The 12,782-nt window shown below is 53.7% G+C and carries 5 protein-coding genes; all 5 read left to right on the plus strand.

Annotation, left to right across the window (positions count from 1 at the left end; all coding sequences use genetic code 11):
• Positions 1–237 precede the first annotated feature (237 nt).
• The 5 genes from BN3772_RS08670 to BN3772_RS08690 all read left to right on the plus strand — a co-directional run bounded on the left by BN3772_RS08670 (position 238) and on the right by BN3772_RS08690 (position 12,734).
• Positions 238–3,711 (plus strand): discoidin domain-containing protein, encoded by a 3,474-nt coding sequence (locus BN3772_RS08670; RefSeq protein WP_042198771.1) that lies wholly within the window; start codon positions 238–240, stop codon positions 3,709–3,711.
• 489 nt (positions 3,712–4,200) lie between these two features.
• On the plus strand, positions 4,201–7,737 hold the full coding sequence (locus BN3772_RS08675) for an alpha-amylase family glycosyl hydrolase (RefSeq protein ID WP_042198774.1): 3,537 nt from the start codon (positions 4,201–4,203) through the stop codon (positions 7,735–7,737).
• Positions 7,738–7,947: 210 nt separating this feature from the next.
• Entirely contained in the window at positions 7,948–8,691 is a 744-nt protein-coding gene (locus BN3772_RS08680; protein ID WP_042198776.1) for a FadR/GntR family transcriptional regulator, read from the plus strand.
• A 27-nt stretch (positions 8,692–8,718) separates the two neighbouring features.
• Positions 8,719–10,764: a hydantoinase/oxoprolinase family protein gene (locus BN3772_RS08685; RefSeq protein ID WP_042198778.1), complete on the plus strand. Its 2,046-nt coding sequence runs from the start codon at positions 8,719–8,721 to the stop codon at positions 10,762–10,764.
• The gene (locus tag BN3772_RS08690) at positions 10,761–12,734 is read left to right on the plus strand and encodes a hydantoinase B/oxoprolinase family protein (protein WP_042198780.1); all 1,974 of its coding nucleotides are present in this window, start codon (positions 10,761–10,763) and stop codon (positions 12,732–12,734) included. The genes BN3772_RS08685 and BN3772_RS08690 overlap by 4 nt, the downstream gene beginning before the upstream one ends.
• The last annotated feature ends 48 nt before the right edge of the window (positions 12,735–12,782 follow it).

Genomic DNA, 12,782 nt, shown 5'->3' on the forward strand with positions numbered 1-12,782 from the left:
TTGGTACTGACCCCTTCTGATTGACTTTTAGCCTCATACTAACAACAACTCTCTCTTACTTCTTGAATGTGGTTATATCTGCAGCTACATATTCCTGCATAAAGACAAGTGCGGGATTTTATTGCAAAAGAGCGTGGAAATGCCTACCTTTCCCGTAGAATTGCCTCTTATTACCAGGCTGAAGGGGTCACTATAATGGGGGTGTACACCCACTATTTTTAGCTGAGGAGGAGTAAAATGCGCAATAAGTATGTCATCTGGTCACTTGTAGCAGCGCTGCTGGTCTCAACCCTGTATCTGGCTGCCGGTTCGTTCGGCATCACCTATGCCGCCGGCGGGCAGAATCTGACACCGGGTAAAGCAGTAACGGCAAGCGGCCACACGCAGGAGTATGCGCCAGATAATGTAAAAGACAGCAACCAGGGTACCTACTGGGAAAGTTCAAACAGCTCATTTCCGCAATGGATTCAGGTTGATCTCGGGACAAGTACAAGCATCGACCAGGTTGTGCTGAAGCTGCCGGCCGCTTGGGAATCCCGCACACAGACACTGACTGTTCAGGGCAGCTCAAATGGAACGGCTTATACTACACTTGCTGGCAGTGCTGCTTATGTCTTCAATCCCGCATCGGGCAATTCAGTATCCGTTAACTTCAGTGCTGCCGCTACCCGGTATGTCCGGATCACTGTAACGGCCAATACGGGCTGGCCTGCGGCACAGTTCTCAGAGGTTGAAATATATGCTGCTGCCGCTGCTACACCGTCCCCGACAACGGTTCCAACACCACTGCCGGCTACACCGACTCCTGTACCAACAGCTATGCCGACAACAGCACCTACAACAACACCGGCATCATCCGCAACTCCTGTGCCTACTGTGACACCTTCCACACCTCCGGGCAGCAATATCGCTGCCGGCAAACCAGTCACTGCATCTTCTTCTACACAAAGCTATGCTGCCGCCAATGCTAATGATAATAATACTGCAACCTACTGGGAAGGCGGCGGAAATCCAAGCCATCTGGTTCTGGATCTGGGCGCTAATCACAATATTACATCTATCGTCCTTAAGCTGAATCCGGCTGTCGAATGGGGGACCCGGACCCAGACGATTCAAGTTCTCGGACATAATCAGACCACAACAACGTTCAGTAATCTGGTATCTGCGCAGAGCTATACCTTTAATCCTGCCTCAGGGAATACAGTCACTATTCCGGTAACAGCCACCGTTATGCGTCTGCAGCTTACCATTACGGCGAACAGCGGAGCACCGGCCGGACAGATTGCTGAATTTCAGGTGTTCGGTGTACCGGCTGCCAATCCGGATCTGACCATCACCGGAATGTCATGGACACCGGGGTCACCGGATGAAGCAAGTGCGGTTACACTGAATGCCGTGGTGAAAAATGCCGGAACTGCCGCTTCCGCAGCAACGACCGTCAACTTTTACCTGAACAATGAGCTTGCCGGATCAGCCGCCGTCGGCATACTGGCTGCAGGCGCTTCATCCACCGTGTCTCTGAATGCCGGAAGCAAGCCTGCAGGCAGCTATTCAGTGAGTGCGAAGGCCGATGAAGACAATCTGGTAATAGAGCAGAATGAAGCCAATAACAGCTATAGCCATACAACAGCCCTCGCTGTTAATCCTGTCTCGAGTTCCGATCTGGCCGTTACGGCCGCCTGGACTCCCGGTATGCCGTCAGCAGGCAGCAGTGTGGCTTTCTCCGTCAACATCAAAAATCAGGGGACTGTTGCTTCTGCAGGCGGAGCCCATCCGGTAACGCTTGTCCTTAAAAATGCCGCCGGAGCAACGCTTCAGACCTTTAACACCTCGTACAACGGTGTCATTGCTGCGGGAGCATCAGTTAATGCAGCTATCCCGGGCTCTTGGACTGCTGTTAACGGAAATTATACCGTCAGTACATCAATAGCAGCAGACGGAAACGAGGTGCCTGCGAAGCAGACCAATAATACAAGCTCGGTTAATCTGGTTGTCTATGCCCAGCGTGGAGCCAGCGTACCCTATAGCAGGTACGATACGGAGGACGCGGTCAAAGGCGGTGCTGCCGCACTGCGGACAGCTCCAACGTTCGATCAGTCCCTGACTGCCTCGGAAGCCTCGGGCCAGCAGTATATTGCTCTTCCTTCCAATGGCTCCTATGCCGAATGGACTGTCAGATCCGGCCAGGGTGGAGCAGGTGTAACCATGCGCTTCACCATGCCGGATTCCTCCGACGGAATGGGTCTCAGCGGCTCGCTCGATGTCTATGTCAATGGGACGAAGGCAAAGACAGTTGCCTTAACCTCTTACTTCAACTGGCAGTATTTCTCGGGTGATATGCCGTCTGATTCTCCGGGCGGAGGGCGTCCGCTGTTCCGCTTCGATGAGGTACACTTCAAGCTGGACACTGCGCTCAAGGCCGGAGATACCATCCGTATCCAGAAAACAAACGGGGATGCCTACGAATACGGTGTAGATTTCCTGGAGATTGAACCGGTGCCTGCTGTTATCGCGCGTCCGGCAGGTGCAGTGTCCGTTACCGATCACGGGGCAATAGCAAACGACGGCAAAGATGATCTCGCTGCCTTCAAAGCTGCGGTCACTGCAGCTGTTGCTGCTAACAAAACACTATATATTCCCGAGGGAACCTTTCATTTAGGCGGCATGTGGGAGATCGGCTCGGTCAGCAGCAAAATCAGCAATATCACCATAACCGGCGCCGGCTTATGGCATACCAATATCCAGTTCACGAATCCGAATGCGGCTGGCGGAGGCATCTCACTGCGTGTCACCGGAAAGCTGGATTTCAGTAATGTCTATATGAACTCGAACCTGCGCTCGCGTTACGGCCAGAATGCCATTTACAAAGGCTTAATGGACAATTTCGGCACTAATTCGGTCATCCATGATGTGTGGGTGGAGCATTTTGAATGCGGGATGTGGGTAGGCGATTATGCGCACACACCGGCGATTTATGCAACCGGACTTGTTGTGGAGAACAGCAGGATCCGCAACAATCTGGCCGACGGCATCAATTTTGCGCAGGGAACCAGTAATTCCACCGTGCGCAACAGCAGCATCCGCAATAACGGGGACGACGGGCTCGCCGTATGGACCAGCAACACGAACGGAGCACCGGCCGGAGTAAATAATACGTTCTCCTACAATACGATCGAGAATAACTGGCGCGCTGCAGCAATTGCCTTCTTTGGCGGAAGCGGACACAAAGCGGATCACAACTACATTATTGATACAGTAGGGGGTTCCGGCATCCGGATGAATACCGTGTTCCCGGGCTACCATTTCCAGAATAATACGGGCATTGTATTCTCGGATACAACGATCATCACCAGCGGTACCAGCCAGGATCTCTACAACGGGGAGAGAGGGGCTATCGACCTTGAAGCCTCCAATGATGCCATCAAAAATGTGACCTTCAGCAATATAGATATCATCAACACTCAGCGTGATGCAATCCAGTTCGGTTATGGAGGCGGATTCGAGAATATTGTATTTAATAACATTAACATTAACGGAACGGGACTTGACGGTATCACAACATCTCGTTTCTCCGGACCGCACAAGGGGGCTGCCATCTATACGTATACAGGGAACGGAGCGGCAGCGTTCAATAATCTCATTACAAGCAATATTGCCTATCCGGATTTGAACTACATCCAGTCCGGTTTTAATCTGACTATTAACAATTAATAGTTGTGCCTGGCAGCAGGGAGGGAGAGGGTTTTTGAACCCTCTCTTTTTCCTGTACATTTAATTAACGATGTTAATAATTAATAGAGTGAATCATAATATTCCTTCCGGCAGCAGATTTCTTAGCTAATAACAGGAAACCGGTTTCTGAGTGTGTTATTAGTAGTATACGTGAGTATTACTCAGGTATCACTATGAATTTCAGCTCAAAAGATCCATTGACTGCGCTCGCTCCCGGATACTATAATCAGAATCAGGAAAAATTCATTGGAGCAAAAGCGGCATCAGCCGCTTTATTTTACTCTAATTTTGCAAACGCATACAATGGAGCTTTTCCGTCAATCCGCGGGGGTGATGGATGGTGTAGTGTAGTGCAGTGCAGGTAGCTTTAGCCGATTGCCGGGTAATCTCGTACTCTTATTTTTGCAAACGTTTGCGCATGAAAGAGGTTAGCTCTGTTTTTAACCATTTGAGCAGGAGGTAGTCTATTTGGTACAACATAAAACGAGGCGTTTTCTTTCCTGGCTGGTCATTTTTGCACTCTGCTTCAGCTTGTTCGGTCCATCCGGCGGAGCTTCCGCCAGCAATACCAATTATACCGTTACTTACACCAACAGTACCGCAACAGCTGTAACGCTGCACTGGACAACGAATAACTGGTCGAGCATAACAGATACTGCGATGTCTAAAAGCGGAACAACCTTCACGGCCAACCTATCCGTTGCCGAAGGAGCTACCCTGACGTATTGCTATCACATCACCGCTCCAACCGACAGCTGGGACAGTAACGGCGGCAAAAACTGGACCGTAACGATCCCCTCTGCCGGCAGATATGAAGCGGAGAATGCAGCATTAACTGGCGGGGCAAAAGTAAACACCAACCATACCGGCTACTCGGGAGCGGGCTTTGTGGACGGGTATACGGCCAGCGGGGCAGCTACAGCTTTTACAGTGCAGGCTTCTGCCGCAGGCACCTACAACACAACCTTGCGATATGCGAACGCGACAGGCAGCAGCAAGACGGTATCCGTATATGTGAACGGGACCCGAATCAAGCAATCTACCTTCGCGAGTCTGAGCAGCTGGGATTCCTGGGCTGACCAGACAGAGTCCCTTAATCTGCAGGCAGGCAGCAACACCATCACCTACAAATACGATCCGGCGGACAGCGGAAATATTAATATTGATTATGTAACGGTGCTGCCGGGAACAACACCAACACCAACGGCAACTCCGGTGCCGACAGCCCAGCCTACAGCAACGCCGTCTGCTACTCCTTCACCAACTCCAGTGGTTACACCATCACCAACGCCTGTACCCACAGCAACTCCCACACCTACGAATACACCAACAGCAACTCCTACACCAAGCCCTACAGTCAGCCCGACACCTGCAGCAGGCATTACAGTCCATGTGAAAAAGCCGTCCGGCTGGAATTCGGCCATGCGCATCCATTACTGGAACCTGAGTCCGGCATCGGTACCCGTCAGCGGAGCCTGGCCCGGCATTCTGATGAATTCTGACGGGAACGACTGGTACAGCTATACCATTCCCGGTGCAGCGAGCACGAGCCTGATTTTCAATGACAGCAGCGGGAAACAGACAGGCGATTTAACCCGCAATGTAAAAGAAAGCTGGTACTATACAGACAACGTCTGGTATACCGCGAATCCGGAGGCGCTGAAGACACCGGTTATCACGGTCTCACCGGCTCCAAAAACATACGATTCTGCACAAACGGTTGCACTTGCCAGCAGCAATACCGGCGACAAAATCTACTATACAACCAACGGCTCCACACCAACCGCCGCATCGGCACTGTACACTGCGCCAATCCAGGTCTCGTCCTCAATGACGATCAAAGCGTTTGGCGTTAATGCGGACGGCGTAGCAGGCAGTGTGTCTTCCTTTGCCTATGTGATTGATCTGAATGCCGATCTGCAGCCGCCGGTGATTACGCCCAATCTGCCGGTAGGACAGAACGCTACAGCGGTCAATGTCTCTTTTAACATCAAAGACAACAAAGCCGCCGCCGTAACCGCCTACTATACAGAGGATGGCACAGAGCCTACTACCAGCTCCAAAGTATACTTAACAGGTAATGTGCTTGCCGGGCTGACCGGCCCGCAAATCCTGATCGCCAAGACGACAACCCTGAAATTTCTCGTTATTGACGCCGCCGGTAACCGGACGGCCCAAAGCTTCGTCTACAGCATCGGCAGCAAGGGGGATTTCCGCGAGGATTCGATATACTTTGTCATCACTTCACGATTCTATGACGGCGATACCAGCAACAATGCCCATTCCTGGGACGATGCCAAGGCCGGCAACCCGGATTCCGATCCGGCGTGGAGAGGCGATTTCAAGGGCCTGATCCAAAAGCTTGATTACATCAAAGCGCTCGGCTTCAGCGCCATCTGGATTACACCTGTCGTGCAGAATGCCAGCGGGTATGATTATCACGGCTATCACGCAATTAATTTTGCCAAAATCGACCCGAGATACGAGTCCGCAGGCGCCTCCTACCAGGAGCTGATCAACGCCGCCCATGCCAAGGGCATTAGGGTTATCCAGGATATCGTCGTCAATCATACCGGCAACTTCGGCGAGGAGAACCTGTTCCCGATGTTCAAGAAGGATGAGACCCAGCCGGATACGATCGCGAATCTGCTCAAAATAACCGACAAGCTGCCCGCTAATTACGATTCCATGACACCGGATCAGCAGTATCAGGCCAGACTGGCCCTGATGAAGACTGCCGAGACCAACAACAATATCTATCACACCGAAAAAAGCCTCTCCTGGGAGTCGTACACCGTCCAAACGGGACAGATCGCCGGGGATTGCGTGGATCTCAATACGGAGAATCCCGTGGTCAACCAGTATCTGATCGACAGCTACAACCAGTATATCGATATGGGCGTTGACGCTTTCCGGGTGGATACGGTGAAGCATGTCAGCCGGTATATTTTTAATAAGTACTTTGTTCCGGCATGGAAGGAAAGAGGCGGCTCGAACTTCTTCATCTTCGGCGAGGTCGCTACCCGCTACAGAGATGTCTGGAACAGCGGCATTCCGGCGATTTCTACACCGTTCTATACGTGGAAGTCGGCAAAATCCTACCCTGGCGATGGTCAAAATGACTACGCTTCCAACAAACTGTCCGTCGAGCAGGAATGGGCGGATAATTCCACAACTGCGGGTCAGCCGACATCGAACAATGCTTTTCTGATCGGCAACACTTATCATGCTCCGGACTATTCGATGAAATCAGGCATGGATGTGATCGACTTCCCGATGCACTGGGCGTTCAAAACAGCGCAGGAAGCGTTCAGCATGCGCAGCGGTGACCAGTTCTATAATGATGCTACCTGGAACGTGACCTATATTGATTCACACGACTATGCCCCTGACCAGGCACCGGAGAATCAGCGGTTTGCCGGAACACAGGACACATGGGCTGAGAACCTGGCGCTGATGTTCACCTTCCGCGGCATCCCGGCTATCTACTACGGCTCGGAGATCGAATTCCAGAAGGGAAAAGTGATTGACGTCGGCCCGAATGCGCCGCTCAGCACGACCGGACGCGCTTATTTCGGCGATCACATTGAAGGCAGCGTCACCGTACAGGATTTTGGAAGATACACAAATGCTACGGGAACACTCGCTGATTCGCTAAATCATCCGCTGGCCAAACATATCCGTCAGCTTAATCTGATCAGAAGAGCGGTACCTGCCCTGCAAAAGGGCCAATACTCCACAGAGAATGTCAGCGGCAATCTGGCCTTCAAAAGAAGATACACTGACGCAGCCAAAGGCATCGACAGCTTTGCACTCGTAACGATTTCCGGCAATGCTACCTTCACAGGTATTCCAAACGGGACTTATGTAGATGCAGTAACGGGCGATAGCAAAAATGTAACGAACGGAACCATTACGCTGAACTGCTCCGGCAAAGGCAATGCAAGAGTCTATGTGCTGAACGGCAGCGGCGGGATCGGTGAGAGCGGAACGTATCTGAAATAAAAGGATGAAATAAGGTTAATGTCTGCAGCCTTCTGCTTCCCGGAGCAGGAGGCTTTTTTGAATAAAATTTAATCATACTAATTTGGTGTGGATAGTTGATAATTTATAGAGTTGCAGTTATAATCCTATTAATCATCAATGAGTAACAACGATAAATGCAATATAACATCGTATACATTTACTAATCGGACAACAGGAAGGATGGGCTGAATGACACTGGAAATTCAACCTTTACAGCTGGAATACGAATTCTTACAGGTACTGCTGGAAGCCCGGGCTCCGCTGGGAGCCAGTACCCTTGTACATACACTCGGCAAGAAATATGCGCTAAGCCAGGCAACGATCGGGCGCAAGCTGATGGAATTTGATTATCAAGGCTATACCGTGCTTAAGGGCCGCAGGGGCCGGGTGCTGACAGATAAGGGAGTTGCCCGGGTACATTATCTGGAAAAAAATCTGCAGCAAAAGAATGTAAACTCACAGCTTCTCCGGCTGCTGAACAATTCCGGTGAGTCAGCACTGCTTGATGTGCTGGTTGCGAGGCGGGCGCTTGAGCGTGAGATAGCCTCGCTTGCGGCCATACGGGCTACACCTGAAGAAATCAAGCTGCTTGAAGCTTCCATCGCCAGCCAGCTGGAGCTGCTGTCACGAGATATCACCCCGTACGAGGAAGACCGCGAGTTCCATATGCTGCTTGCGCTTGCCGCCCGCAACCAGGTGCTCCTACATGCGGTTCAGCTGGTCTGGCAGACAGGGAGGGATTTCCTGGAGACGGCGGATATCCGCCGCACCGTAGGCAGTGCGCTGGTCGTGGATCACCGCAACATCCTCGATGCAGTAATTGCGGGATCTGCCGGGCAGGCGGAAGCCGCAATGGTTACCCATATCAACCAGATGATTGAAGATGTTAAGCGGTATTATGCAATTCAAAATGAGGAGCAGCCGGGTTCTTAGGCTGCACAGGTTAAAGGAGTGGAAGCAGTGGACAGCAAGTACCGCTTAGGCATAGATATCGGAGGAACGTTTACAGATGCCATCGTAACAGACAATCAGGGCCGGGTGGTTACCACTCTCAAGACACCGTCGGTTGCTGATGCGCCTGAGCAGGCAATATTTAATGCGCTGGAGCAGCTGCAGGAACGTGGTGTGGATACGAAGCAGATTGATCTTTTTGTACATGGCACGACGCTCGGGGTTAACACGCTGATTGAGCGCAGCGGCGCCGTTACCGGACTGCTGGTCACCAGGGGCTTCCGGGACGTCCTGGAAATCCGCCGGCTGCGGCTTGAGAATACAACCAATCTGTATGGCGATAAGACACCGCCGCTGGTTCCCCGGCAGCTGGTGAAGGAAATCAATGAACGCCAGCTTGCCGACGGTACTGTGCTGACACCTCTTGATCCCCAGGAGCTGCTGGCAGCAGTGGAGGATCTGGTTCAGCTGGGAGTAACGGCGCTGGCGGTCAGCTTCCTGCATTCTTACGCGAATGACTCGCATGAGGCACAAGCGGAGCAGCTGATCCGTGAGCGTTATCCTCAGCTGTTCATCTGCAGAAGCAGCGCCATCTGGCCGCAGCAGCGAGAATTCGAGCGCACGCTGGCGACCGTAATGAATGCCTATGTCGGGGAACAGATGGGCTCCTATTTTAAACGTCTGCAGGCCGGAATAGGACAATACGGGGTATCGGCGACACTGCTGTCCACGATGTCTAACGGCGGCATGATGACGGCAGCACGTGCTGCGGCCGAGCCGGTCAGAACACTGCTGTCCGGTCCTGCCTCCGGTGTAATCGGGGCAACTTACATTGCCGGACAGGCCGGAATCAGCCAGGTTGTCACCTTTGACATGGGCGGAACCAGCGTGGATGTCGCCTTGATTGACAAGGAACCGGCTTATTCCACAGAGAATCAGGTCGGTGATTATCCGGTTATCATTCCCGCTGTCGATGTAACGGCCATTGGGGCCGGCGGCGGCTCCATCGCCTGGGTCGATTCGGTAGGCGTGCTGAAGGTCGGCCCGCGCAGCGCCGGTGCAAGACCCGGTCCGGCCTGTTATAACCGCGGCGGAGAGCACGCTACGACCACCGATGCTTATCTGCATCTGGGAATTCTTCAGGCTGACCGCTTCCTTGGCGGCCAGATGCGGCTGTACCCGGAGCTGGCCGAACAGGCGCTGACGCGGCTGGGCAGTCAGCTCCGGCTGAGCGCCACGCAGACTGCCCAGGCCATTCTGGATGTGGCAACCGCGAATATGTATGCCCAGTTCTCACCGCTGATGGCGCGCAAGGGTGTCGATCCGCGTGACTTCACCCTGCTGGCATACGGCGGCGCAGGCCCGATGCATGCTTTTCTGATGGCCCGTGAAGTGGGCATCCGCAAGGTGCTGATTCCTCCGTCACCGGGTACCCTGTGTGCCATGGGCTGTATGGTCGCCAACCTGCGTAATGATTTCGTCTTTACCTTCCATAAGAGCAGCGGGCATCTGCAGGATGGCGAGCTGCTGTCACAGTACTCCCTGCTGGAGCAGCAGGGACGGCGCTGGATTGAGGAAGAAGCCAGCGGCGGCGTAGAGCTGGGCGGAACCTATGTGATTTACAGTGCGGATATGCGTTATGAGGGACAAGCCTTTGACCTTGAGGTTACCCTGTCTGAAGCGGAAATAAACAGTCCGGATCAAGCCAAGCATAAGTTCCATCAGCAGTATGAGTCTGTATTCGGCATCAGCCAGCCTGATGCCGAGGTCATGTTCGTCAATCTGCGGGCAAGCATTGTCGGGCTGCTGCCGAGCAAGCCGGCGGTCGGGCTGGTGCAGGCAACCGGCAGCAGTAAGCCTGCCGAGCTTCGCAGCATCAGGTTTGACGGACTGGATCATCAGGCCAAGGTACTCAGCCGGGAGCAGCTAAGCTCAGAGCGCCGGATTTCCGGTCCGGTCATTCTTGAGGAATATGATACGACCGTCTTTATCCCTCCGGGCTTTGCGATCTACAGAGACGCCGGCGGCAACATCATCGGGGAGGCTGAGCTATGATTACGGATAAAGTCTTTCTCGAAATCTTCAATAACCGGATTCAGGCTGCCGTCGAAGAGATGGCTAATGTCGTCCTCCGTACCGGCTTCACAGCCTTTGTTAAGGAGACCGGGGATTTCGGCACATACCTGCTCTCGCCTGCCGGAGAAACCTTCGGCTCGCCGCTGGATACCGGTTATAACCTCTCACTCGGCATTCCCGCAGCCACTGCCATTAATGCGATTAAGGACTGGCAGGAAGGCGACATCGTGATCTGCAATGATCCTTATTCCACCGGAGGGATGGTTACCCATCTGCCGGACCTTCACCTGATCAAGCCTTATTTCCATGAAGGCCGGATAATCGCCTTCGGCTTATGCTTCGTGCATTCCTCCGATGTCGGCGGGAAGGTTCCCGGCAGTGTATCGCCAACCGCCTATGACATTCATATGGAAGGAATCCGCATTGCTCCGGTCAAGCTGTATGAGGCCGGCCGGCTCAACGGGCAGGTTCTGCGTCTGCTGCTCGATAACAGCCGAATACCGGAGCAGAACCAGGGGGATCTGAATGCCCTGATGGCTGCGCTGAACAGAGGCGAGGTCCGCCTGAAGGAGCTGATCAGACGCTATGGTGCGGAGCAGGTAGAGCAGGGGATTGAGAATCTGCTTGAATATGCCGAGCTGAAAGCCCGGACCATCATCGAAGAGATTCCGGACGGCTCCTATGATTTCTGGGATTATCTGGAGAAGGGACCGGGAGGCTACCCGATCCGGCTGCGCTGCCGGATGACCATCAGCGGTTCGGATATCCATCTGGACTTCACCGGAACCGATCCGCAGGTCAGAGCCTCCTTTAATATCCCGACGCATAACCAGCAGGGGCATTACATGCTGGTCCCGGCGCTGATCCGCTATTTCCGGACTTTTGATCCGACCATCCCCTGGAATTCAGGTATGGTGCGGATGGTAAGCAACTATGCGCCGCCGGCCTCGCTGCTCAATCCGCAGGTGAATGCGGCAGTCGGCGCACGCGCCGCAACCTTTATCCGGGTGATGGATGTGATTACCGGCGCGCTCAGCCAGGCACAGGTGAATAAAGTGCCGGCGGCGGGAGCCGGACAGGCGTGCATCGTTATGATGGCGATGACTGATCCGGCGGACGGCAAGAGCAAGGTCGGCGTGATCCAGCCGATCTGCGGCGGCTCAGGGGCGAGACCGATGAAGGACGGGATTGACGGGATGGACTTTGCAGTAGGCCATCTGCGGAATATCCCGGCGGAAACGGTCGAAGCGGAAATGCCGATCCTGATCGAGCAATACGGACTGCGTAAGGATTCAGCCGGAGCCGGCAGGTTCAGGGGCGGAAGCGGCATTGATCTGCGCGTGCGGATTCTCAGTCCGGACACGGTGATGACAGCCAGGAATATGGAACGGATGGAGTTTCAGCCTTGGGGCCGTGTCGGCGGCGGTGTCGGCGAGCATGGCGAGGCCATCCTGAACGAAGGGCGCGCGGGAGAACGGAGCCTTGGCCGGATTGACGAGCTGCTGCTGCAGCCGGGAGATACGGTAACCTTCCTGTCCCAGGGCGGCGGCGGTTATGGTGATCCGTATGAGCGGGAGCCGAAGCTTGTGCTTGAGGATGTGCTGAAAGGGCTATTATCGGCTGGACAGGCCCGGGAAGGCTACGGTGTGGAAATTGCCGGCAATACTGTGGATGAAGCAGCCACCAGTCTGCTGCGATCCGGCACAGCCGGCAGCCGAGAAGCCTTCAGCTTCGGAGAAGCACGTGAGACATTCGAAGCCCTGTGGGCTGACGAGATGCAGCTTGCCGTTATCAATGCATTAAGCCAATATCCGCTGGCACTCCGTGATTATCTGAAGCGTCAGACGATGGCGGAAGTGGAAAAGCTCACCCGTACGGGTGAAGCAGTAACCCCCCAGGCAGTACCTGAAGTAATGGAACAGCTCCGCAGGGCAATCGGCCTGCGCTGATGAACAGAGATGCTGGTTAGCATGACCACATAAATAATCAAACCTAAG

Origin of the sequence: Paenibacillus camerounensis, assembly GCF_000723885.1 — a bacterium.
Classification (GTDB): Bacteria; Bacillota; Bacilli; order Paenibacillales; family Paenibacillaceae; genus Paenibacillus_AQ; species Paenibacillus_AQ camerounensis.

Coding starts and splice junctions, on each gene's coding strand:
- BN3772_RS08670 (WP_042198771.1), top strand. CDS start 238: ATGCGCAATAAGTATGTCATCTGGTCACTTGTAGCAGCGCTGCTGGTC.
- BN3772_RS08680 (WP_042198776.1), top strand. CDS start 7,948: ATGACACTGGAAATTCAACCTTTACAGCTGGAATACGAATTCTTACAG.
- BN3772_RS08690 (WP_042198780.1), top strand. CDS start 10,761: ATGATTACGGATAAAGTCTTTCTCGAAATCTTCAATAACCGGATTCAG.